At 65.5% G+C, this 23,235-nt stretch carries 16 protein-coding genes; 5 read left to right on the forward strand and 11 right to left on the reverse strand.

Features of this window, described 5'->3' with window-relative positions; translation table 11 throughout:
• Nucleotides 1–58: 58 nt before the first annotated feature.
• Nucleotides 59–748, forward strand: coding sequence for a TetR/AcrR family transcriptional regulator (locus JQ573_RS09420; RefSeq protein ID WP_092115017.1), 690 nt, complete (start codon nt 59–61; stop codon nt 746–748).
• Between the two features lie 120 nt (nt 749–868).
• Here the strand turns inward: JQ573_RS09420 and JQ573_RS09425 are convergent, their stop codons facing one another.
• Together JQ573_RS09425 and JQ573_RS09430 are read right to left on the reverse strand one after the other, a co-directional pair.
• Nucleotides 869–1,264, reverse strand: a complete 396-nt coding sequence (locus tag JQ573_RS09425) for a Rid family hydrolase (protein WP_207830325.1) — start codon at nt 1,262–1,264, stop codon at nt 869–871.
• A 241-nt stretch (nt 1,265–1,505) separates the two neighbouring features.
• On the reverse strand, nt 1,506–2,732 hold the full coding sequence (locus JQ573_RS09430; RefSeq protein ID WP_212309688.1) for a CaiB/BaiF CoA-transferase family protein: 1,227 nt from the start codon (nt 2,730–2,732) through the stop codon (nt 1,506–1,508).
• A gap of 286 nt (nt 2,733–3,018) precedes the next feature.
• On the opposite strand from JQ573_RS09430, the gene JQ573_RS09435 reads away from it, so the two are divergent.
• Nucleotides 3,019–3,261, forward strand: a complete 243-nt coding sequence (locus JQ573_RS09435; protein WP_212309689.1) for a hypothetical protein — start codon at nt 3,019–3,021, stop codon at nt 3,259–3,261.
• A gap of 88 nt (nt 3,262–3,349) precedes the next feature.
• Here the strand turns inward: JQ573_RS09435 and JQ573_RS09440 are convergent, their stop codons facing one another.
• The 7 genes from JQ573_RS09440 to nirB all read right to left on the reverse strand — a co-directional run bounded on the left by JQ573_RS09440 (nt 3,350) and on the right by nirB (nt 16,398).
• Complete coding sequence (locus JQ573_RS09440) at nt 3,350–3,892, reverse strand: carboxymuconolactone decarboxylase family protein (RefSeq protein ID WP_212309690.1); 543 nt, start codon at nt 3,890–3,892, stop codon at nt 3,350–3,352.
• 4 nt (nt 3,893–3,896) lie between these two features.
• A complete protein-coding gene (locus tag JQ573_RS09445) occupies nt 3,897–5,645 on the reverse strand; it encodes a thiamine pyrophosphate-binding protein (protein ID WP_212309691.1) in 1,749 nt (582 codons plus the stop codon).
• Nucleotides 5,642–7,171 carry a flavin monoamine oxidase family protein gene (locus JQ573_RS09450; protein WP_212309692.1) on the reverse strand — a complete coding sequence of 510 codons (1,530 nt, stop codon included), beginning with the start codon at nt 7,169–7,171 and terminating at the stop codon, nt 5,642–5,644. The genes JQ573_RS09445 and JQ573_RS09450 overlap by 4 nt, the downstream gene beginning before the upstream one ends.
• Before the next feature lie 15 nt (nt 7,172–7,186).
• Nucleotides 7,187–10,516 (reverse strand): AAA family ATPase, encoded by a 3,330-nt coding sequence (locus JQ573_RS09455; protein ID WP_212309693.1) that lies wholly within the window; start codon nt 10,514–10,516, stop codon nt 7,187–7,189.
• Nucleotides 10,517–10,927: 411 nt separating this feature from the next.
• Nucleotides 10,928–13,591, reverse strand: coding sequence for a nitrate reductase (locus JQ573_RS09460; RefSeq protein WP_212309694.1), 2,664 nt, complete (start codon nt 13,589–13,591; stop codon nt 10,928–10,930).
• Between the two features lie 21 nt (nt 13,592–13,612).
• Entirely contained in the window at nt 13,613–13,942 is a 330-nt protein-coding gene (nirD, locus tag JQ573_RS09465) for a nitrite reductase small subunit NirD (protein WP_212309695.1), read from the reverse strand.
• The gene (gene nirB, locus JQ573_RS09470) at nt 13,939–16,398 is read right to left on the reverse strand and encodes a nitrite reductase large subunit NirB (RefSeq protein WP_212309696.1); all 2,460 of its coding nucleotides are present in this window, start codon (nt 16,396–16,398) and stop codon (nt 13,939–13,941) included. The genes nirD and nirB overlap by 4 nt, the downstream gene beginning before the upstream one ends.
• A gap of 114 nt (nt 16,399–16,512) precedes the next feature.
• Between nirB and JQ573_RS09475 the strand changes: the two genes are divergently transcribed.
• The 3 genes from JQ573_RS09475 (at nt 16,513) to JQ573_RS40760 (ending at nt 20,028) form a co-directional block, all read left to right on the forward strand.
• Nucleotides 16,513–16,713, forward strand: a complete 201-nt coding sequence (locus JQ573_RS09475; RefSeq protein ID WP_212309697.1) for a hypothetical protein — start codon at nt 16,513–16,515, stop codon at nt 16,711–16,713.
• A gap of 321 nt (nt 16,714–17,034) precedes the next feature.
• On the forward strand, nt 17,035–18,294 hold the full coding sequence (locus JQ573_RS09480) for an MFS transporter (RefSeq protein ID WP_212309698.1): 1,260 nt from the start codon (nt 17,035–17,037) through the stop codon (nt 18,292–18,294).
• Nucleotides 18,295–18,324: 30 nt separating this feature from the next.
• Nucleotides 18,325–20,028 carry a bifunctional protein-serine/threonine kinase/phosphatase gene (locus JQ573_RS40760; protein WP_212309699.1) on the forward strand — a complete coding sequence of 568 codons (1,704 nt, stop codon included), beginning with the start codon at nt 18,325–18,327 and terminating at the stop codon, nt 20,026–20,028.
• A gap of 120 nt (nt 20,029–20,148) precedes the next feature.
• Here JQ573_RS40760 and JQ573_RS09490 read toward each other — a convergent pair whose 3' ends face one another.
• Nucleotides 20,149–21,369 carry an ABC transporter substrate-binding protein gene (locus tag JQ573_RS09490; protein ID WP_212309700.1) on the reverse strand — a complete coding sequence of 407 codons (1,221 nt, stop codon included), beginning with the start codon at nt 21,367–21,369 and terminating at the stop codon, nt 20,149–20,151.
• 36 nt (nt 21,370–21,405) lie between these two features.
• Entirely contained in the window at nt 21,406–23,181 is a 1,776-nt protein-coding gene (locus JQ573_RS09495; RefSeq protein WP_249131568.1) for an acyl-CoA dehydrogenase family protein, read from the reverse strand.
• Nucleotides 23,182–23,235: the final 54 nt, after the last annotated feature.

The following is a 23,235-nucleotide window of genomic DNA, read 5'->3' on the forward strand; positions in this document are numbered from 1 at the left end:
TCCCCGTCGTCTTCGTCATTCCCCGGCGCACCGCGGAATAACGGAAAGGCTCAAGACCATGGCCAGCGACCAGACCCGATCCGCCATTCTCGCCGCCGCCGAGCGGCTCTATGCCGACCGCGGCTTCGGCGACGTCACGCTGCGCGACATCGTCGCGGAGGCGAACGTCAACCTCGCGGCGGTGAACTATCATTTCGGCTCCAAGGACGAATTGATCGCGGAGCTGTTCGTCACCCGCAGTATCCAGACCAACCGCGAACGTCTCAATGAATTGAAGGCGGCGGAGGAAAATGGCGGCGGACGCGCCTCGATCGAGGACATCATGCGCGCCCTCGTCGGCCCCACTTTGCGCGGCTGCCTCGGGCCCGATCGCGAGGGCTCGACCGCGGCGCGTTTCATGATCCGCGCCTCGATCGAGTCCGTACCGCCGATCCGCCGCATCAAGAACCGCGAGGTCGATCACTTGCGCAAATTCGCCGCCGCGATGCGCCGCGCGATGCCGGGCCGTGACGACACCGAACTGTACTGGGGCCTGCACTTCGCGCTCGCGATGGCGCATCACACCATCCGCGAGAAGGAGCGCCTGCTGCGGCTGTCCGAAGGCAAATGCGATCTCGACGACGTCCGCGCCATCATCGATCGCGTGGTCACGGTCTCGGTGATGGCGCTGACGATGGGCGACGTGCCGAGCAAGCCGGCGCTGCGGCCGGTCGTGGTGCACGGCCGGCTGACGCGCCAGGATTTGTGAGAGGCCCTGCCCTCAAGCGCGATTTTCCATCGCGCTTTCGTTTTCTTCTGAGCACGATCCGCGCAAACGCCTTGCGTTTGTCGCGACGGAATACCGCTTCACACTTTTCCTGATCGTGCGCTACACCATCGCGATGCAATCGATCTCGATATCGAACGGCCCGGTCCATTCCGGGATGCAGACGAAGATTCGCGCCGGCAGGTCATCCGCGAAATATCTCCGGTAGATCGCGTTGAAGGTCGCGAAGTGCTTTGCCGAGGTGCAGAAGATGTTGCACTTCATCACGTTGTCGAACGACGCGCCGGCCGCCTCGAGGCACTGCCTGAGCTGCTCCATCACCAATTCGCTCTGCCGCTCGATCGAGGCGCCGGCGGCGATCTCGCCGGTTGCCGGATCGAACGGCGGCAGGCCGGAGACGAAAACCATGTTGCCGGCGCGCGTGACCGCCGACGCCGGCGCCTTCCAGCGCTCCAGCCAGCTCGAGATCGGTTCGACGCGGACCACTTCCCGTTTCATGATTGGCACCTTCGATAAGGGATCGATGGCGCCAATCTAGCAGGCTCGTGTCAATGATGCTTCGATATAGGTCGAAGTGTTGTAGCCGACAAAACAGCCCTCTCCCCGTCATCCTGAGGAGCGCGAAGCGCGTCTCGAAGGATGCACGGCCCGGCTGGTGGCCGATTCATCCTTCGAGGCTCGCTCCGCTCGCGCCTCAGGATGACGGGAAGAGCGGACCGCCCGTGGCTCCGGCGCGCGCCTACAGAATCCCCTGCGCCTTCAGTCCTTCGACCCTGGCGTCGTCATAGCCGATGGTCGCCAGCACGTCCTTGGTGTCGGCACCTAACAGCGGCGGGGCGCGGTAGTCGGTGATCGGCGTGCCCGAGAAGGTCAGCGCGTTGCGGATCAGTGACAAGTTGGGCTCGAAGGGATGATCGACCTTGACCCGCATGCCGCGCGACTGCACGTGCGGATCGTTGAACACCTGCTCGAAATTGTTGATCGGGCCGGACGGCACGCCCGCCTCCTCGAGCTTGTCCAGCCAGTAGGCGACCGGATGCTTCAGGAACAGGCCGGCGAAGATCGCCATGATCTCCTTGCCGTGCACGACGCGGTCGTTGTTCTTGACGAAGCGCTTGTCGTTGGCGAGCTCGGGCTCGCCGAGCACGGCGCAGGTGCGCTGGAACTGGCCGTCATTGCCGACCACCAGCATCAGCTCGCCGTCGGTGCAGCGGAACACGCCGGCCGGCATGCCGCCATTGCCCCAGGTGCCGCGGCGCGGCGGCATGTTGCCGTTGACGAGGTAGATCTGCAGCCAATGCGACAGCGAGGCGATCACCGTGTCGAACAGACAGACGTCGACATGCTGCCCCTCGCCGTTGTTGGCGTCACGATGGTAGAGCGCCGACAGAATTCCGATCGAGGTGTTCATGCCGGTCATGTAGTCGACGATCGAGGGGCCGACCTTCATCGGGCCCGCGCCGGGCTCGCCGTCGATATGGCCCGTCACGCTCATCAGGCCGCCCATCGCCTGCAGGATCGCGTCATAGCCGGCGCGCGTGGCGTAGGGACCGGTCTGGCCGAAGCCGGTCACCGAGCAATAGATGATGCCGGGGTTGAGCTGCTTGATGGTGTCATAGTCGAGGCCGTAGCGCTTGAGGTCGCCGACCTTGTAGTTCTCCATCATCACATCGACCGACTTGGCGAGCTCGCGGATGATCGCCTGCCCCTCGGGCTTGGCGATATTGACGGTGACCGACTTCTTGTTGCGGTTGGCGCAGAGGTAGAACGAATTGTTGTTGTTCGCCCTGCCTTCGGGATCGGCAAGATAGGGCGGGCCAAAGGCGCGGGCGTCGTCGCCGCCGCCGGGCCGCTCGATCTTGATCACCTCGGCGCCGAGATCCGCCAGCATCTGGGCCGACAGCGGGCCCGCGAGCACCCGCGTCAGGTCGAGAATCTTGATGCCCGAAAGTGGCAGAGCCGACATGAACGTTCCTCCGAAATCTTGCTAAATCTTGATTATCCGGCGCCGGACCGTGTGTTGCCCGTTTCTTGCCCGTCTCCTGGGCGCGCCAGAGCTTGCGGATACACCATTTTGCTGCCGCGAGCACTGCATTGTCGGCATGAAGCCATCCCCGTGTGGCGCAGCGGCGGGGGTCCTTGGGGAACCGGCCGCGAGTATCGGGCCGATTGCCGCCACGCGAATTTGTGAAGTTGGCCGACACCGATTTGCCCCAGCGTCAGCGGTACTTTACCGCGACGAGGAGGACATCATGCGGACGATCGCAACAGTCGGGCTGCTGACCCTGGTTGCGGCCGCAATGCCGCCGGCAGATGCGCGCGGCGGCCACGGCCATGGCGGCGGCTTGCACGGCATGCATGCCGGCGGCGCCAGTCGCGGCGGCGGATTTGCCGCCGACAAGCACCACGCCGACGACCCCTACACCAAGGCGGCCTCCGACGAGGAGGACCGCCTGCTCAACAGCAAGCTGAAGAGCATCTGCCGCGGCTGCTAGGACGCGATGAAGTTGAATCGTGATCGCGCTTCCGGGAGTTCATCAAGAGCTCCCAAGGTTCGACATTTACGGCTTGTACGGGACCGTCTCAGAACGGCGGCGGTCCGGGATTGGGCAGGGCTACGTCGAAGGCCGTGACGACGGTGGCGATGCAGCGGTAGAAGCCACACAGCGCCACCAGTTCGACCACGCCCTTCAAGCCCAACGCCTGCTGCAAGCGCTGCTGCAGCAGGTCGGGCAGAGACTCTTGCGCCACGACATGGCGGGCCGCGCTGCAAATGTCGAGGTAGAGAGCGCTCATGGGCGGAGCTGCGAAATCACCAGCCTGCAAGGCGTTCACCACCGCCTGGGGCACGCCGGCGGCGAGAGCGATCGGCGCATGTTGCTCCCATTCATAGGCCACGCCGAGGCCGCGCGCCGTCGCCAGGATGGCGAGTTCGCGCACGTCGGCGCTGAGCAGGCCATGAAAGCGCAGGTAGCTGCCGAGATTGCCGATATGCTCAGCCAGCACGGGATTATTCATCAGCGCCAAATACATGCCATGCAGCCCGCCGCGCGGGCCGGCCAGGCGCCGATAGATGGCGCGGCCCTCGTCGTCCAGATCCGGCGTCGGGTCGGGCAATTGTGCCATGGCTTCAGTCCAGCGACGCGCCTTTGGCGCGGTTCCAGGGGCCCACGGGCGTGGTGGCGTCACGGTCGCAGCGCACATCGACGATGAAGGTGCCGCCCGAACGAAAGGCCTGCTCGAAGGCGCCGACCAGATGGCCGGGCTGCTCCACCACCACGCCGTCGGCACCCAGCGAGCGCGCAAATTGCACCCAGTCGTGGGTGCGAAGCAGGGACAGTTCGGCTGCGGCCGGGCTCATCTGCTTGGCGCGCAGGTAGACATTCCCCAAGGCGCCGTTGTTGATCACGACATAGACGATAGCGAGACCGTGACGCGCCGCGGTCTGGATCTCGATGCCGTGCATCAGCATGCAGCCATCGCCGGTGATCACCGCACAGGGCAGCTCCGGCCGCGCCAGCTTGGCGCCGATTGCCGCGGGAATGGCCCAACCCATCGGCGCCATGGCGGTGGCGGTGAGATAGGCGCTGGGCCCATGGCTTTGCCAGTAATGCCCGCCAAAGACCCGATGCGCGCCGGAGTCGACCAGCAACACGCAGTCGCGCGGGGCCACCTGACGCAGGTCGGCAACGGCGCGCGCCGGGTGGATGGGCACCGCATTGCTGCGGGTGTTGGCCACATCGTACAGGCGCGGCATCGCGCGTATGCGCGCGGTCCACGCATCTCGCGCCGCCCGGGTGCCGGCGAGAGTGCTGCGCACGGGCTCGTCGTCCAACATCCAGCGCACAAACTCGCGCGCGTCGCCCACCACGGACCCGGTCACCGCATAGTCGCGACCGAACTCGCAAGTGTCGATGTCGACCTGTACGGTGACCGCCGGCAGGTTCGGACTCCACGACATGGTGTCGCGCTGGCTCAGGCCCGAGCCCAGGATCAACAGCACGTCGGCCTTCACGTCGGCCGCCGGCGGCGGGTTGGGGCCGGTGTCGTCGTCCGGCGTCAAAGCCAGTGTCGAATGGCGAGTCCCGCCATAGCCAAACACGCCCAGCGACAGGCGATGGTCTTCCGGGATTACGCCCTTGGCGCGCAATGTGGTGGCAACCGGAATGCCGAAGCTATCGGCAAGCCGCACGAGATCCTCCGTGGCGCCGGATCTCACGCAGCCGTTTCCGGCCAGAATGGCGATGCGCGGGCCTGCCGTCAGCAACGCTCGCGCGGCGGCCGCGGTTTCCCGGTCCAGCACACGCGGCGGCGTTGCCGGGCCGTATTGCAGCGGGCGGTAGGCCTCGGTCACGGGCCGCTCGTGCAGATCTTGCGGCAGGCTCAGGAAGACCGGCCGCGGCGAGTCCCCCACCATGGTGCGCAAGGCGACATGCAAATGATGCGGCAGCAGACTGACCGCCGGCACTTCCTGGGCGAACGCTGTCACCGGCCGCATCAGGGCGACGTCGTTCATGCCCGTACCGCTGCCGTCCTGGAATGAGCCGCGGCCTTCCCAGTCGCTTTGCACTTCACCGGTCACGGCGAGGATCGGCGACTCGTCGGCATAGGCATTGGCGAGCGCCGCGACCAGATTGGCCGCGCCCGGCCCGCCGATGCCGAGGCATACGCCAAACCTGCCGCTTGCCCGCGCATAACCGTCCGCCATGAAGCCCGCGCCGCCTTCATGGGCGGCGACGATGGCTTTCACGCCGGTGACGTCACCGAACTCGGTGAGGAAGCCGTCGATCAATCCGCCGGGCACCATGAAGACATGGCTGATGCCTTCCTGCTTGAGCGCGCCGAGCACGAATTCGATGGCGTTGGGTGGCTTGTTCATCGCATGACACCCAGTTGGGCCGCGGCCGGCTTGCGCCCTTCGCTGACAGCCAGCGCGGTGCGCACGCCGGACTCGATGGCGCCCTCGATCCACGCATGCTTGAGCGAGGTGTGCTCGCCCGCGAAGTGAATCTTGCCGCCTTCCGGCTCGAGCAGGTAGGGCATCAGCATCTCGAACTGCCCCGGCGCAAAGATGGCCGCCTCGCCGCACGCGAAAGGATCCTGCATCCAGCTCTTGCTGGTGCCACCCACATACAGTTTACGCACGCCCTCGCCGTGCAATGCGCAGATGCCGTCCAACGCGAACTGCAGGCGCGTGGGCTCCGTCAGCGAGTCCCAGCGCAAGGCGTCCTCGCCCCAGACGTAGCTCGCGAGCACGACGCCGCCCCGGTTGGAGCCCATGTCGTGGCTCGGGTAGTAGATGTAGCGGTTGGCAAGGTCGGTGGTGGAGCCCCCGCCGTAGATGTCGTCGTCTTGCTCCCAGAAGCGGCGGCTGAATTCGAGCAAGACCTTGGTGGCGGCGTCATAGTGCAATTCGCGAATGGCGCGCCGGCGCTGCGGCACGAACAACGGGTCAGTGCGCACGAAGCGCAGGCTGGAAAAGGGGATCGCGACAATGGCCGCGTCGCCCTTGAAGGTCTCGCCACTGGTCGTACGCAGACTGACACCGCTACCGTCCCAGCTCAGCGCGCTCAGGCGCTGGCCAAAGCTGATGCTGTCTTTCAGCGCCGGCAGGAAGGCCTGCGGCAACAAGTCGTTGCCGCCGGGAATTTGCCAGTAACGAACCTTGTCATTGATGATGGCAAGCTCGATGAAGGCCTGCACGAAGGACGTCATCAATCGCGATTCCAGGTTGTTCAGCACGACGATCATCTCGATCGCTTCCTCGGAATACAGCGTCTGTTCCTTCAGGAAGCGGCGCACCGAGAATTCGCCGAAGCGCTCGATCACCACCGGCCATCGCGACGCCGGATCGGCCTTGATGAAATCGCGCAGCGGCGCCAGCGCGGCGTCCAGCATTTGCTGCGCGGTCTGGCCTTTCTCGCCCGGCGGCAGCGGGAAGTTCAATTGGCCGGCGGTGTAGGCGCTACGCCTGATCTTCACACCATTGACGAACAGCCATTCATTGTTGCGCGACACCGGGTCGGCAGCGTCGCGGGTCGCGGGGTCGATGTCGACATTGAAGAAGGGTTCACGCGGCAGCTTGAACAGATCGGCGAATGCACTCACCAGCTGGTGCTGGCTCGGGATCCGCATCGCACCTGCTTCGGCATAGAGATCGCTGCTGAAGGAGCGAAAGGTATGCACGCGGCCCCCGACATAAGTGTTGGCTTCCAGAATGCGCACGTGGTGGCCCGCGTTGCGCAAAAGATACGCCGCAGTCAGGCCGGCCATGCCGGCGCCGACAATCATCACGTCCTGCGGGCGCGCCGGTCGCGGCAATCCCCGTTGGACGATCTGGACATACTCCTTGATGATCGGGTCCAGCGCCTCATCGCCCAGATCATGCAGCAGCGACTCTTCCATGGCGTTATTTCCCTTTTATGATGCTTGGAGCAACGTACGGGCTTCGCGTAGATCCGGTTCGTCATACCCTTCGGTGAAGGCGGAACAGGCGGTTTGCAGTTGATGCCCGTCGCACCGTCCCCGGTGACGGCGCTCCAGGCGATAGAGGCTCATCGCCGCGCGCAACTCCAGTGACCGGTTATTCTGCCGACGCGCCAGGGCCAGCGCCTGGTGCAGGCTGTCCCGGGCGGCATCCGCCGCGCCGGCGTCTTCGGCGAGCAGCAGTTCGGCTTTCAGGCGCAGCAGTTCAGGTTGCCAGCGGCGCTCGAGGGTGTGCTCGATGCGCTCCAATGCGTCGTTCACGGCGCGCAACCCCGCGGCCGCTTCGCCGTTCTTGAGATACAGTTCGGCCAGCATAGCCAAGTAGTTCGGCTGGGCCAGTTCGGCACCGGTCGCCTGCACCGCCTCGATGCCGCGCAGCATGGTGCGGATGCCCTCGGCCGTGTGGCCTTCTTCGCCCAACAGCCAGCCCTGAAGCACGGAGCCGCGCGCTTCCCAGTAGGAGAAGCCTCGCTCGGTGGAGCAGGCCATCAACTGCTGCAGGCAATCACGCGCCCGATCCGCGGCCCGTCTGAACTGATGCAGCAGCGAGGCGTAGTACAAGGCGTGGGCGAGGCTCGGCAGATGCGACAATTCGTGCGCCAATCGCACCGATTCCTCGCTGCGCATCAGGGCCTGGTCGGCCAGGCCCTGATGCCACAGCGCCCAGGCGCCGCAGGAAAGACTGGTGATGCGCGGGTCGCTGGCCGCTACACTGACATGCTGCCGCGGGTCGTACAGCGCCGCGGCTTGTTCCAGGTTGGCGGCGGCGGGCTCGATCTCGCCCTGGTAGTATTGAGTGGTGCCCATCGCATAACGCGCCATCGACCACTGTGTGTCGACGCTCGATTCCTCAGCCGAGGCGATGAGTTGCTCGGCGAGACCGCGCGACGTGGCCAGGCGGGCGCGGTTCAAGTAGTAGCGCCACAGCCCGAACAAGACGGTGAACCGTTGCTCAGCCTCGCCCAGTTCGTTCGCGAGTTCGCGTGCCCGCTCGTAGGTCCGCTCGACCTCCGGCGCCGCATAGCCGCGCGCCGCCATCAGCGCCGGTCCGAGACCGAGCCTCACCTCAAGTTCCTGCCTGGACCGCTCGGACCCTGCGGGTAGGCCGGCCAACAATCCGAGCGCCGCATTGAACTGGCTGATTGCCTCGCGATGCGCCGCGCGCCCGACCGACAATTGCGCCGCGCGCTGCCACTGCGGGATGGCCTGTGCGGCCAGGCCAGCCTCGGTGTAGTGATAGGCCAGCACCTCGGGTTGTCCCTGCGTAAGGGTGGCGAAGCTTTCCACGAGTACCTGGGCGACGCGCTGGTGAAACAGCTGGCGCGTGCTGCGCAGCAAGGAGCCATAGGCGGCGTCTTGCACCAGCGCGTGCTTGAAGGTGTAGGTGGCGCTGGGCGGCAGGCCGTGTTGCTGCAACACCTCGGCGACGACAAGCTGCTGCAACGACTGGCGCAACGTCGCCTCGTCCATTTTCGCCACCGCATGCAACAGGTCGTAGGCAAAACTGCGCCCCAGCACGGCGCCAAGTTGGGCCACAGTTTTGGCCGTCGATAGACGGTCCAGGCGCGCCATCAACGAGTCATGCACCGTGGCCGGAATGGCCAGTGGGGTCAGCGGCCCCACGAGTTCGTAGCGCTCGCCAAGATCCCTAAGCAGACCGAGTTCCATCACCGTCTTGGTCAATTCCTCGACGAATAGCGGCACGCCATCGGTCTTCTTGATGATCTGCTCCAGCACCTCCGCCGGCAGCGGCTTGCTACCCGTCACCTGCAGCACCAGCTGGCTGATCTCGCTGCGCGCCAACCGGCCGAGGCGCAGCGCGTTGACCTGCGGCCGCGCACCCCAGGGCGGCTGGAAGTTGGGTCGGGCCGCGGTCAGCAACAGGATATTAGCCGTGGGCACCTGATCGATCAGCAAGCCCAGGAGTTCCAGCGTGGAAGGATCCAGCCAATGCAGATCTTCGACCACAAGCAGGACCGGTTTGCGTGCGGCCAGCGCCAGCAACAGAGTGAGGATCGCTTCCAGCGTTTCCTTTTGCGTGCCGGCCGTCGCGGCGGGTTGGCCAGCTTCGCTGGGAAGCGACAGCAAGGCGGCGAACACGCTCGCCATGCGGGCGTCGCCGAGACCATGCAAGGCGAGGCCCTGATGCAGCTTGGCCAGGCGTGCCGGCGCGTCGTCGCCGGGCTCAAATCCCAGCAGCCCTTGCAGGAGATCGATAACCGGGTGCAGCGCGGTGTTCTGGTGGTACGCCGAGCCGCTGGCCGAGAAGCACAGCGCGTGACCGGCCGACACATGGGCGCGCAGCATATGAACCAGGCGCGACTTGCCGATACCGGCCTCGCCGCTGAGGCAGACCACCTGCCCCGTTCCTTCCACCACCTGGGCCCAGCGGTCTTGCAGCAGCGAAACCTCGCTGTGCCGCCCGACCAGGGCCGTTAGTCCCGCGGAGGTGGCGGCTTCGAAGCGGCTGACCGTCTTGCTTATGCCGCGGATGCGATAGCCATGCGTGGGGGGCGCGATGCCCTTGAGCGTCAGCTCGCCCAAATCCTCGTAATCGAACGTGCCTCCGGCCAGGCGGCGCACCTGCTCGCTCACCACGATACTGCCGGGGTGGGCTACGCTTTGTAGCCGCGCGGCGAGATTTGGTGTGTCACCGACCACCGGATGCTCCTGCGCGGAGCCTTGTCCAATGAGGTCGCCAACCACCACGACCCCGGTCGCAATACCGATGCGGATTTGAAGCAGGTCGGCAGCCCGCGTCTCCAGCCCGGCAAGGACGGCAACGATTTCGAGACTGGCGCGCACGGCGCGCTCGGCATCATCTTCATGTGCGAGCGGATAGCCGAAATAAGCCACGATACCGTCGCCCAGGAATTTGGCGACGAAACCTTCATAGCGCGCGATGACGCCGGAGCACGCGTCCTGATAGGAGCGCATCACCTCGCGCATGTCCTCGGGATCGAGTCGCGCCGACAGCGCGGTCGAGCCAACCAAATCGCAGAACATGACAGTCAATTGACGACGCTCCGCGGCGTCCCGCGGGCTCGGCTCGGCCGACGTCGGTTGCGAAACCTCCGCCTTTTCCGTGGCGCTCAATTTCGCGATCGCCTTGAGCAGGCGCTTGCGGTGCCCCAACGGCACGCCGAGCTTCTCAAGATCGATCTCGGTCAGCTCAAGCAGGACTTCGGCATCGATTTCGTTCGCCCGGAACAGCGTTCCATATTGTTCGAGGCCCAGCTCCTGCAACCATTCCTCGACATCCATGGTCGCGTCCCAATTGGTCTCAAAATCTCTTGCAGTAATATCCTATCGTGCGCCGCTGCTTCGTAGCTCCACGATCGCCCGCAGCGGGAGCTTCATCGGGCCGGCCCGACCTTCGGTCACCTGCCGGCCTTCAGCCTTAAATCATTGGCGCACGCAACGTGGCACTTCGATCGAAGTGCCGGAAAACCGATGAATGAATTGTGCGGAATCAACCGAAACCTGATGGAATCGCAACTGCAGCGCCAGATACTGCAAACCGTATCTTTTATTGCGGCTTCCATCTGAACGAACGCTATCTGAAGTTTCTTGAGGAAACTATTGCACGTCTTCCGGCAATACGCAATGAATACAGCCGCTTCGCACTTTCCGGATCATGCGTTCATTCGCTCGGCTCAAGCCGGCGCCGGGCCTTTAGGACGCGATCGCCTGTCGCGCCTGCGCGGTGGCGCCGATCAGCTTGCCGATCTCGGGCTTGCAGCCGCCGCAATTGGTGCCGGCCTTCAGGCAGCGGCCGATCGCCTCGACGCTGCCGGCGCCCTTCCTGATCTCGGCCGTGATCTGGTGCCGTCCGACGGCGAAGCAGGAGCAGACGATCGGCCCGACATCTTCGCCCGCGCCGAACGGCCGCCCCGCGAGCAGCGCCATCCGCGCATTGGCCGACAATTGTTGTTCTGCGAACAACCCGGCGAGCCACGCCCGCGATGGCAGCACGTGATCGGGCGCGATGAACACGCAGCCCTCGAGCCGGCCGTCACGCACCGCCGCGTAGCGGAAGCGGCCCGCGGCCGGATCGCGATAGGCGATCCACTCGATCTCGACGCCTTCGAGGCCGAGCTGCGCGCGCGCCCAGTCGCGCCAGCTCTCCGGGCGGACGTCGAGCGCAAGCTCCAGCCGCGTGCAATCGCCGGCCTTGCCGTAAACCCAATAGCCGCTTGCCGGACGCTTGATCGCATCGCGGCTCAGGATGAAGGCGTGCCATTTCGGCGCGTAAGGATCGGCCTTGACCGGCGTGTGCTTGGACTCCGGCTGGCCGGACAGCGGATCGACCGCCGGATTGACCAGCGCGTTGACGCGGCCCTCGCCGGCGAATTCCTCGTTCCAGTGCATCGGCACGAACACGCAGCCGCGGCGCTGGTCGGCGCTGACCACGACGCGCGCAATCATCTCGCCCCAGCTGCTCGTCAGCCGCACCAGTCCTTCGTTTTGCAGGCCGGCCTGACGCGCATCCTCGGGGTGAAACTCGGCATAGGGCTCGAAGATATGCGACAGCAGCCGACCGGTTTTCCCGGTCCGGGTCATGGTGTGCCACTGATCTCTGATACGGCCGGTGTTGAGCACCAGCGGAAAATCGCGGCTGGTCGCATGCCGCGCCGCGCGCGGCGCGACCGGCACGAAACGCGCCTTGCGGTCGGGCGTGAAGAATTTCTGGCTCTCGAACATCCGCGGCGTGCCGGCCGGATGGTCCGATGTCACCGGCCACTGCACCGGCGCCAGCGCGTCATAGGCGCCGTCATCGAGCGCAGCCAGCGCCGAGATGTCGAAATCGCGCTGGCCGTTGTTCTCGAAGCCCGACAGTTCGGCGTGCTCGCGGAACACCTCTGCGGCTGACGCGTAGTCGAAGCCGGAATAGCCCATGCGGGCGGCAACGTCGCAGATGATCCGCCAGTCGGCGCGCGCCTCGCCGGGCGCGGCGAGGAACGGCCGCTGCCGCGAGATCCGGCGCTCGGAATTGGTGACGGTGCCGTCCTTCTCGCCCCACGCCAGCGCCGGCAGCAGCACGTCGGCGTGACGCGTGGTGTCGGTGTCGCGCATGCAGTCCGTCACCACGACGAGCTCGCAGGCGTCGAGCGCGGCGCGCGCACGGTCGGCATCGGGCAGGCTGACCACCGGATTGGTCGAGATGATCCACACCGCCTTGATCCGGCCATCGGCGATCGCATCGAACATGTCGACCGCCTTCAGCCCGCCCTTCTCCGCAATCACAGGCGCACGCCAGAACCGCTGCACCAGCTCGCGATGCGCGGGGTTCTCGAGCTCCATATGCGCGGCAAGCTGGTTGGCGAGCCCGCCGACCTCGCGGCCGCCCATCGCGTTGGGCTGGCCGGTGAGCGAGAACGGCCCCATGCCGGGACGGCCGATGCGTCCGGTCAACAGATGGCAATTGATGATGGCGTTGACCTTGTCGACGCCGCTCGACGACTGGTTGATGCCCTGCGAGTACAGCGTGACGACGCGCTCGGTCCGGGTGAACCAGTCGAAGAACAGCCCGACCGCGCCTTCGCTCAGCCCACACGTCGCAGCGGTCTGCGCCAGGGTCTGGCCGGCCACCTGCTTGAGGGCGTCGACGATTCCCGTCGTGCAATTGCCGACAAAGCCGCGATCGACCGCATTGCTGCCGGCAAGGAACGCGAACAGCCCGTTGAACAACACGGAATCGCTGCCGGAGCGCAGCGGCAGATGCAGATCGGCGCCCTCGCAGGTCGCGGTGCGGCGCGGATCGATCACCACGATCTTGCACGCCGGGTTCTTCTCCTTCGCCGCCAGCATGCGCTGGTGCAAGATTGGATGGCACCACGCGGCGTTGGAGCCGACCAGCACCAACAGGTCGGCCTGCTCGAGATCCTCGTAGCAGCCCGGCACGGTGTCGCTGCCGAACGCGCGCTTGTGCCCGGCGACGCTGGAGGCCATGCACAGCCGCGAATTGGTGTCGATATTGGCAGTGCCGACAAAGCCCTTGGCGAGCTTGTTGATGACGTAATAGTCCTCGGTCAGGAGCTGGCCGGAGACGTAGAACGCGACCGCGTCAGGTCCGTGCTCGCGGATAACGCGACTGAAGCCATCGGCGACACGATCGAGCGCGTCATCCCAGCCCGCCGGCGCGCCGTCGACGACAGGCGCGAGCAAACGCCCGTCGAGATCGATGGTCTCGGCGAGCGCCGAGCCCTTGCTGCAGAGCCGGCCGAAATTGGCCGGATGCTGCTTGTCTCCCTCGACCCGAACGGCGCCCGCCGCGTCCCTCGACGCGATGACGCCACAGCCGACACCGCAATAGGGACACGTGGTCTTGACGGACATGGCTGGCCGATCCCTGCCCGCTCAGCTCACCGCCGCCGCCTGCCGCACCGACAGCCAGACAACGCCGTTCTCGACCTTGGCCAGATGAGTATGCGTGCAGCCTTCATCGGGCGCGACCGCCTGCCCGCTCGCCAGCTCGATGACGAAATTATGCAGCGGACAGGTCACGCGCTTGTTGTGCACGATGCCTTGCGACAGCGGCCCGCCCTTGTGCGGACAGCGGTCATCGAGCGCGAACACCTCGTCGCTCTCGGTCCGGAACACCGCGATGTTGCCGCCCGGCGTGCGCACCACGCGCGAGCCGAGCCGCGGAATGTCGTCGAGCGCGCCGATTTCGATCCAGTTGGTCATGCGAGCTCCAATTCGGCAAGAGGCGCGAACTCGTTGCGGTCGACGCCGCGGCTGGCGCGCTCGGCCCACGGATCGGTCTGCGCGAATTGCTGCGAATGGGCAAAGCGGGCGAACAGCGCCTTGCGGTTGGTGATGTCGTCGACCACCCGCTTCCTGATCTGCTCGAGACCGACGCGGTCGCACCATTTGTACATGCGCTCGAGATACCAGCCCTCCTCGCGGTAAAGCTGGGTCAGCGCCACGATCACCTCGAGCGTCTCGTCCTCGGTCTCGACCTTGGTCAGGAACTCGGTGCCCTTGATGTGCAGGCCCGCGGCGCCGGCGAAATGGATCTCGTAGCCGGAATCGACGCAGACCACGCCGACGTCCTTGCAGGTCGCCTCCGCGCAATTGCGCGGGCAGCCGGAGACGCCGAGCTTGACCTTGGCCGGCGTCCACGAACCCCACATGAACTTCTCGAGCTTGACGCCGAGGCCGGTGGAGTCCTGGGTGCCGAACCGGCACCATTCCGAGCCGACGCAGGTCTTCACCGTGCGCAGGCCCTTGGCGTAGGCATGGCCCGACACCATGCCGGCGTCGTTGAGATCGGCCCACACCGCCGGAAGGTCCTCCTTCTTGACGCCGAGCAGGTCGATGCGCTGGCCGCCGGTGACCTTCACCGTCGGGATGTTGAACTTCTCGGCGACGTCGGCGATGGCGCGCAGCTCGCTCGGCGTGGTGACGCCGCCCCACATCCGCGGCACAACCGAATAGGTGCCGTCCTTCTGGATGTTGGCGTGGACGCGCTCGTTGATGAAGCGCGACTGCTGGTCGTCGCGATATTCGCCCGGCCAGGTCGCGAGGAGATAGTAATTGAGCGCCGGACGGCAGGAATGGCAGCCGTTGAGCGTCTTCCACTCCATGAAACGCATGACGGCGGGAATGGTCTTGAGCTGCTGCTCGACGATGACGCGGCGGACGTCGTCGTGGCTGTGATCGGTGCATTTGCACAGCGGCTTGACCTTCGGCGCCGCCGAATAGTCGCCGCCGAGCGTGAAGGCCAGCACCTGCTCGACCAGGCCGGTGCAGGAGCCGCAGGACGACGACGCCTTGGTATGGGCACGGACGTCGTCGAGCGTGAACAGCTTCTTCTCGGAGATCGCCTTGACGATCGCGCCTTTGCAGACGCCGTTGCAGCCGCAGATCTCGGTCTCGTCGCTCATCGCGGCAACCGAATTCTGCCCGTTGACGCCGCCGTCGCCGAGATTGGCGGCGCCGAACACCAAGCGTTCTCGCATGTGCGAGACGTCGGTGCCGTCGCGCAGATGCTGGAAGTACCAGGGGCCGTCGATGGTGTCGCCATAGAGCACGGCGCCGACGATCTTCTTGTCCTTCAGGATGATGCGCTTGTAGACGCCGCGGTTAGCGTCCTGCAGCACGATCTCCTCCTTGTCCGGCCCCGGCGCGAAGTCGCCGGCCGAGAACAGGTCGATGCCGGTGACCTTCAGCTTGGTCGAGGTGACCGAGCCGTCATAGGTAGCAAAGCCCTTCATCGCGAGGTGGTTGGCGCAGACCTTGGCCTGGTCGAACAGCGGCGCGACGAGGCCGTAGGTCTGACGGCGGTGCTGCACGCATTCGCCGACCGCATAGATGCGGCCGTCATAGGTCTGCATGGTGTCGGAGACGACGATGCCGCGCTCGCAATAAAGCCCGGCCTTCTTGGCGAGCTCGAAGTTCGGGCGGATGCCGACCGCCATCACCACGAGATCGGCCGGCAGCTCGGTGCCGTCGCCGAAACGCACGCCGGTGACGCGGTCCTCGCCCAAAATCGCCTGGGTCTGCGCCGGCATCTTGAACACCATGCCGCGCTCTTCCAGCGACTTGCGCAGCAGTCCGCCGGCCACCAGATCGAGCTGGCGCTCCATCAAGGTGTCGAGCAGATGCACGACCGTGACGTTCATGCCGCGCTTCATCAGCCCGTTGGCGGCTTCGAGGCCCAACAGGCCGCCGCCGATCACGACGGCGTTGCGATAGTCGGTCGAGGCCTTGATCATGCGGTCGACATCATAGATGTCGCGGAAGCCGATCACGCCCGGCAGGTCCTTGCCCGGCAGCGGCAGCATGATCGGGTTTGAGCCGGTCGCGATCAAAAGGCGGTCATAGGGCACGCGGTCGCCGGCATCGGTGACGACTTCACAGGTGCGGCGATCGATCATGGAGACCGTCTCGCCCTTGCGCAGCGTGATGTTGTTGTCCTCGTACCAGTCGACGGTGTTGAGCATGATGTCGTCGACGGTCTTCTCGCCGGCGAGCACGGGCGACAGCAGGATGCGGTTGTAATTGCCGTACGGCTCGGAGCCGAACACCGTGATGTCGTAGAGATCGGGTGCGCGCTCGAGCAGCGCCTCCACCGTGCGGATGCCGGCCATCCCGTTGCCGATCACCACGAGCTTCTGCTTGGTCACTTTGTCGAGCATGGTCTGCCTTTCAATTCCGACGGCGCTACGCAGCGACGCGATGTGCGTCGTTGATGGGCACCGATAAAGGTTTGGAGTTGTAGGAAGCCCAGCCGCGGGCGCAGACCGTCTTCGATGACGACCGATGTTCCGTTATTGATTGATATTCAAAACGCGTGCCAACTCGGCACGAACGAATCTGGTAGCAAAATCAACAGGTTTCCTGCGACCTCACATGTGACTGATGCCGCGGCGCGCGGCGGCCTGGCCGAATTTTTAGCCACGCCGATGATCTCTTGTGCAGCACAGCATCAGCGGCCGCGGCCGCAATCGTGAACCCGCAATTGATGCGCCATCGCGCGTCCATGGCGCATCGCACAAGAAAGCATCAGCATGCGCGTTTGTGCGGCGGCGCTTGCTGCAAGCCACGCCAATTCCGATCGCCGGACCAGGTTCGCGATCTCGCGGCAACGTCTTGCGACTGCAAGGCAAAGCGACGCGATCGATTCGATGGCACGCAAATTGCTGACCTGACCTCTCGACGGAGTGCGTCTCAACGGCGAGCGCGCTCACGCATTCACCCACATTCGATTTATCTGCGCCCGAGAGAGTCGCACGTCAGCGGCCATCTCCGCCGCATCAGCGCGAGACGTTGCGATGAAGCTAGCCGAGTTCAAGAAGGCAGGTCACTGGCCAACCCTGCTCGCCGCGTTCCTGTACTTCGACATCAGTTTCATGGCGTGGGTCGCGCTCGGACCGCTGATCGTCTACATCGCGCGCGACATGAACCTGGCCGTGAACGAGAAGTTCACCCTGGTCGCCATCCCCGTGCTGGCCGGCGCGCTGCTCCGCGTGCCGATGGGCATTCTCGCCGACATCATCGGCGCCAAGCGCACTGGCATCATCGCCCAGTTCGTCGTGATCGCCGCGACCGCGTCGGTGTGGCATTTCGGGCTGACCAGCAAGCTCGCGATCGAGCTGTTCGGGCTTGCACTCGGCGTCGGTGGTGCCTCGTTCGCGGTCGCCCTGCCGCAGGCGAGCCGCTGGTATCCGCCGCAATATCAGGGCGTGGTCATGGGGATCGCCGGCGCCGGCAATATGGGCGTCGTGCTCGACACGCTGCTCGCACCGAGCATTGCCGAACATTGGGGCTGGCAGGCCGTATTTGGCTGCCTCTTGATTCCGATGCTGATGGTGCTCGCCTATTACGCCGTCGCGGCCAAGGACGCGCCGGGCGAGCGCAAGAAGATCTCGCTGCAGGCCTACGGTGCGCTGCTGAAGGATTCCGACAGCCGCTGGTTCATGTTCTTCTACTTCATCACCTTCGGCGGTTTTGTCGGCCTCGCCAACGCGCTGCCGCTCTATTTCACCGTGCAGTATCATGTCTCCGGCGTCGCGGCCGGCATGCTGGTCGCGCTGATCGTCGCGTTCGGCTCGGGCTTCCGCCCGGTCGGCGGCATGATTGCCGACCGCATCGGCGGCATTCGTTCGCTGTCGATCCTGTTTGGCGTCGTCGTCGCGGCCTATCTCGTGATCGCCTTCATGCCGGAGGGCCCGATTGCGCCGGCTGCGGGCGGCTGGGCGCTGACCGAGCTGCCGCGCATCGCCTGGATCTCGGTGCTGCTGTTCTCGATCGGCGTGCTGGCCCTCGGCATGGGCAATGGCGCGGTGTTCCAGCTGATCCCGCTGCGCTTCCGCCACGAGATCGGCCTGATGACCGGGCTGGTCGGCTGCGCCGGCGGCATCGGCGGCTTCTTCCTCGCTCAGACGCTCGGCTTCGCCAAGGGCATGACCGGCGGTTTCGGCGCCGGCTTCCTGTTCTTCGGCGCGCTGGCGTTGCTTGGCTTCATCGGACTTGCCATGGTCAAGGTCCGCTGGCGCACCACCTGGGGCGCGGTGTCGGGAGCGCGCGTCTGACGGCTCGCTCCAAAGAAGACGGGCTAGGACGTGGCGAACGGCGCGCAACACGATTTAGGCGTACGCGTCGGTTTCGCCAGCGAGACCGGCAAGCGCGCCGCCAATGAGGACTATGTCGCGGCCGGCCTCGGCCAGCCGGGCGCGCTGCATCGCGACGTGGTGGCTGCGGTCGCCGATGGTGTCGGCGGCCACAAAGGTGGACGCGAGGCCGCGGAGGTCGCGGTTCGCAGCTTCATCGACGCCTATTATTCGTTGCCCGAGACGCTCGGCGTCCGCCGCCGCGCCGCGCGGGCGCTGGAAGCCGCCAACAGCTGGATCTACGGACAGGGCCGCGTCGATGCCGCGCGCAGCGGCATGGCCTGCGCGTTCTCCTCGATCATCCTGTCGCGGCGGCAATGCCATGTGATCCATATCGGCGACACCCGCGCCTACCGCCTGAGCGACGGACGGCTGGAACGCTTGACGCAGGACCATATCGCCGGCCGCGGCGACCTCGCCCATCTGCTCAACCGCGCCATAGGTTTCGAGGAGTTCGCCCGCTTCGATTACACCTCGGTCGGACTGCGCCAGCATGACCGTCTCCTGATCTGCAGCGACGGGGTTCACGGCGCACTCTCTGATTCCCGCCTCCAGCAGCTGCTGGAGGAGCGCACGCCGCCCGACGAATCGGCGCGCAGCATCGTCGATGCCGCGCTCGCGGCCGGCAGCAGCGACAACACCACCGCGCTGGTGCTCGACGTCGTCGACCTGCCGCCGGCGGATCGCGACGACCTCACCCATGCGATCGCGACCTTGCCCATTTTGGACTTGCCGGAGAGCGGCGACACGATCGACGATTTCGCGCTCTCCGACGTGCTGTCGGATGGACGCTACAGCCGCCTGTTCAAGGCGACCGACAGGCGCGCCGGCCGTGAGGTCGTGCTGAAGTTTCCGCATCCGCGGGTCGCCAGCGAAGGCTCCTACCGCCTCGCCTTCGTGCGTGAGGCCTGGGTCGCCGCGCGCGTCCGCAGCCTCTGGATCGGCGAGATCATCGAGGTGCCGGCGGAGCGGCAGACGAGGCTCTATTCGGCGATGCCGCTCTACGAGGGCGAAACGCTGGAGCAGCGGCTTGGCCGCGCGCCGCGACTGTCGCTCACCGAGGGTATCGCGATCGCAACCAAGCTGGTGCGCGCGGTCACGGCGCTGCACCGCGCCGGCATCATCCATCGCGACATCAAGCCCGATAACGTGATCCTGCTGAAAGACGGCGGATTGCGCCTCGTCGATCTCGGCGTCGCGCGCGTTCCGCTGCTGGAGGATTTCCCCGCCGAGGACATTCCGGGCACCGCGAGCTACATGGCGCCCGAGCTGTTCGGCGGCAAGGCCGGCGACGAGGCCTCCGACCTGTTCGCGCTCGGCGTCACCGTCTACCGGATGTTCACCGCAAACTACCCGTTCGGCGAGATCGAGCCGTTCTCGCGGCCACGGTTCGGCAAGCCGGCGCCGCTGTCACGCTACCGGCCGGACCTGCCGGCCTGGCTCGATGCCGTGATCGGCAAGGCGCTCAGTATCGAGCCCGCGCAACGCTTCGGCGACGCCATCGAGTTCGCGCACGAGCTGGAGAACGGCGCGACCTGGGCCGGCCCCGCCGTCGCGACCCGCAAATCACTGCACGACCGCGATCCCGTGACCTTCTGGAAGGTGCTGTGCGCGATCCTCGCCCTGATCATCGTGGTGCTGCTGGCGCGGCACTAGAGCATTTTCGGTTCTGATTGAATCAGAACCGAAGCTCCAGATTCTTGTTCTGACGCGTTTTCTTTACGCGAACCGGCGTCCACTTCGCTCGAAAACGATCGAGCGCTGCGAACGCAAACGTCACTGAGCCTTCGTCACAAACGGACAACCGCCTTCCGCGAGCGGCCGCCAGGCTTCGTCCGGCGAAATCGTCGCGATCACCTTTTCGTAATCCCAAGGCTCGCGCGATTCGGATGGCGATTTGGCCTGGACCAAATACATCGAACGCATCATCTGCCCATCCTCGCGGATCTGTGCATTCTGCGTCATGAAATCGTTGACCGGAAGCTTGCGCATGGTGGCGGCTACGGCGCCAGGATCGTCGGTTCCGGCCGCCTGCACTGCCTTCAAATAATGCATCACTCCACTGTAGACGCCGGCCTGGATCATGGTCGGCGCCTGCCCGCGCCGACGCGCCATGAAGCGATGACCGAAGGTCCGGGTTGCCTCGTTCTGGGTCCACGAGAACGACGTCGCGTAGATGATGCCCTGCGCCGCCTCAAGGCCGAGCGAATGCACGTCCGTGATCAACATCAGAAGAGCGACGATGTTCTGGTCGGCAGATTTTCCGATGCCGAACTCCGAAGCCTGCTTTAGGCTGTTGACCGTATCGCCGCCCGCGTTCGCCAATGCGATGACTTTCGCCTTCGAGTTCTGTGCCTGAAGCAGGAACGACGATAGGTCCGACGCACCGAGCGGATGGCGAACCGAGCCAACGACCTTGCTCCCCGCGGTCGTGACGAAGCTTGATGCGTCACGCTCCAGCGCATGGCCGAAGGCGTAGTCCGCGGTCAGGAAGAACCACGTATCCGCGCCCTTCTTGAGCATGGCCCTGGTGACGGCGGAGGCTTCAGCGTAAGTGCTGTAGGTGAAATGAAACCCATAAGGCGAGCACTGCTTTCCGGTAAGATCGGAACTACCAGGCCCAGAAATCACAAAGATGCGCTTCTTCTCGCGGGTGATGGCCTGAATGGCCAGCGCCGTCGCCGAATTGCCGCCATCGGCAATCAAATCGACACCGTTCTCGTCGATCCAACGACGCACGATGCCGGAGGCGATATCGGGCTTGTTCTGATGGTCGGCGGACATCAGCTCAATCTTCTTGCCGAGCACGGTCGGGCCAAAATCCTCGATCGCGAGCCGGGCCGCCTCCACCGAGCCCTCGCCCCCAAGATCGGAATAGAGTCCCGACATGTCGTTGATGACGCCGATGCGCACCACGTCGCCGGACACCTGCGCACTCACGGACCCAACCGCAGCCAGACACAAGACCGCCGTGAGCGCGGCCGCAATCGATCGCATAGAGACCTCCCCGCGATGTTTTTTGTTCTCTTGTAGTCAGGCTGTCAGGGACCTGACCGCTTGACCGAATGTGACCGGCGCATTGCTCAGCATCAGATCGATGGCCTCGCGCTCCCATGCGTCGGCGACCGGCGCCAGCGGGTCCTTCGCGGTCAGGCGATGCTCGAGCACGAAGCGCGACAGCAGGAGCCGCCGCGCATCGACCTCCGGCTGGGATCCTTCCCATGCGAGCGTGATGGCCGACGTGGCATGGTAGAGCGCGCTCGCCGCCAGCCGCGCGGTGTGCTCCGAGCCGGGATCGGCCGCCACCCGTTCGGCAAAGCCGATCGCCCGATCGAGCGCGACGCGCAGGCGTTCGCGGAACGGCTCCGGCAACGCCTTCGCCTCTTCGAGGCGCGACTGGAGGACAGCGGCGAGCGCCCGATGCGCGCCGCTCTTGCCGACGGCGCGCGAAATGATGTCGAGCGCGTTGATGTTGCTGGTGCCTTCCCAGAGCACGCCGACATGGGCGTCTCGCACCAGCCGCGGCTGCACCCATTCCTCGATGTAGCCATTGCCGCCGCGCACCTCCATCGCGCCGGTGGCGACCGGAATGTTGTCGCGGCAGGCGCGGTACTTCAACAGCGGCGTCAGGATGCGCAGCAGATCCCTCGCCTGCGCCGAGCCGGCGCTGGCATCGTCCATCGCGCGCGCGGCCACCAGCATCACCGACAGCGCCTGCTCGGTCGGCACGATCAACTTCATCAGCTGGCGGCGCAGCAACGGAAAATCCATGACGCGCTGGCCAAACGCCACCCGCGACGAGGCGCTGACGACAGCCTCGTTCACGCAACGCCGCATCATCGCAGCGGCGCGCACGCCGTGCGACAGGCGCGAGAGGTTGACCTGCTCCATCATCTGCTTGAGGCCCTGCGTGGGATCACCGACCAGATAGGCAACCGCGTTGTCGAGCCGGATCTCGCCTGACGCCATCGATTTGGTGCCGAGCTTGTCCTTGAGGCGGACGATCCGGTAGCTGTTGCGCCGGCCGTCCTTCAGGCGGCGCGGCAGCGCGAACAGCGCGAGCCCCCTGGTGCCATCGGGCGCACCTTCCGGCCGCGCCAACATCAGCGCGACGTCGGCATCGGCGTGCGAACAGAACCATTTGTCGCCGGTCAGACGCCAGACGTCACCATCCCGGCGCGCAACGGTCTCGACGGCGCCGACATCGGAGCCGCCGGCGCGCTCGGTCATGAACTGTGTGCCCTTCCACAGCGTCGCCATGTCGTCCGACAGCATCTTCGGCAGCAGATAGGCCTTGAGCTCGTCCGAGCCGAATTTGCGGATCAGGTGCGTCGAGGTGTCGGTGACGCTGATCGGGCACATCAGCCCGAACTCGGACTGCACGAACAGATACTGGAACACGTATTTGGCCACGGCCGGCAGCGGCCGGTCCATGCCGAGCACACCGGCGCGATGGCTCATGGCGTGAAACTGATAATCGCCGAAGGCGATCGCCTCCATCTCGCGGTATGCCGGGTGATAGTCGATCCAGTCCTCGTCGCGGCCGTAGGCGTCCCGCGGATTGAGCACCGGCGCATGCTTGTCGGCGATCCGTGCCAGCCGGTCGAGCCTGCCTCCTGCCAGTTCGCCGAGGCGGCGGAAATGCGGTTCCAGCCGCTCGCGATCCTCGCGCGCCAGATAGAGCCCCAGAAGGCCGCGAAGTCCGCGATCGAGATCATAGAAATTGAGGCCTGCGCAATCATGCGAGATGTGGCGGGCCGGATCGGCGGCATCGTTGGAGCTGCGAAGGTCGCGCGCGCTCATCTGCATCGAGGCTCTCCTTGTTCGGGATGACGTCGCAGCAGCCGTGCCGGTGCGCGGGAT

This window comes from Bradyrhizobium sp. AUGA SZCCT0105 (genome assembly GCF_018129565.1).
Lineage (GTDB): Bacteria > Pseudomonadota > Alphaproteobacteria > Rhizobiales > Xanthobacteraceae > Bradyrhizobium.

What these genes read in the sequence shown, in the direction of transcription:
- JQ573_RS09480 (WP_212309698.1), top strand. Translation starts at nt 17,035, where the DNA reads ATGAAGCTAGCCGAGTTCAAGAAGGCAGGTCACTGGCCAACCCTGCTC.
- JQ573_RS09425 (WP_207830325.1), bottom strand. Translation starts at nt 1,264, where the DNA reads ATGAAACGGGAAGTGGTCCGCGTCGAACCGATCTCGAGCTGGCTGGAG.
- JQ573_RS09450 (WP_212309692.1), bottom strand. Translation starts at nt 7,171, where the DNA reads ATGGAAGAGTCGCTGCTGCATGATCTGGGCGATGAGGCGCTGGACCCG.
- JQ573_RS09435 (WP_212309689.1), top strand. Translation starts at nt 3,019, where the DNA reads ATGCGGACGATCGCAACAGTCGGGCTGCTGACCCTGGTTGCGGCCGCA.
- JQ573_RS09460 (WP_212309694.1), bottom strand. Translation starts at nt 13,591, where the DNA reads ATGTCCGTCAAGACCACGTGTCCCTATTGCGGTGTCGGCTGTGGCGTC.
- JQ573_RS09420 (WP_092115017.1), top strand. Translation starts at nt 59, where the DNA reads ATGGCCAGCGACCAGACCCGATCCGCCATTCTCGCCGCCGCCGAGCGG.
- nirD (WP_212309695.1), bottom strand. Translation starts at nt 13,942, where the DNA reads ATGACCAACTGGATCGAAATCGGCGCGCTCGACGACATTCCGCGGCTC.
- JQ573_RS09440 (WP_212309690.1), bottom strand. Translation starts at nt 3,892, where the DNA reads ATGGCACAATTGCCCGACCCGACGCCGGATCTGGACGACGAGGGCCGC.
- nirB (WP_212309696.1), bottom strand. Translation starts at nt 16,398, where the DNA reads ATGCTCGACAAAGTGACCAAGCAGAAGCTCGTGGTGATCGGCAACGGG.
- JQ573_RS09455 (WP_212309693.1), bottom strand. Translation starts at nt 10,516, where the DNA reads ATGGATGTCGAGGAATGGTTGCAGGAGCTGGGCCTCGAACAATATGGA.
- JQ573_RS09495 (WP_249131568.1), bottom strand. Translation starts at nt 23,181, where the DNA reads ATGCAGATGAGCGCGCGCGACCTTCGCAGCTCCAACGATGCCGCCGAT.
- JQ573_RS09475 (WP_212309697.1), top strand. Translation starts at nt 16,513, where the DNA reads ATGACGACCGATGTTCCGTTATTGATTGATATTCAAAACGCGTGCCAA.
- JQ573_RS09430 (WP_212309688.1), bottom strand. Translation starts at nt 2,732, where the DNA reads ATGTCGGCTCTGCCACTTTCGGGCATCAAGATTCTCGACCTGACGCGG.
- JQ573_RS09445 (WP_212309691.1), bottom strand. Translation starts at nt 5,645, where the DNA reads ATGAACAAGCCACCCAACGCCATCGAATTCGTGCTCGGCGCGCTCAAG.
- JQ573_RS09490 (WP_212309700.1), bottom strand. Translation starts at nt 21,369, where the DNA reads ATGCGATCGATTGCGGCCGCGCTCACGGCGGTCTTGTGTCTGGCTGCG.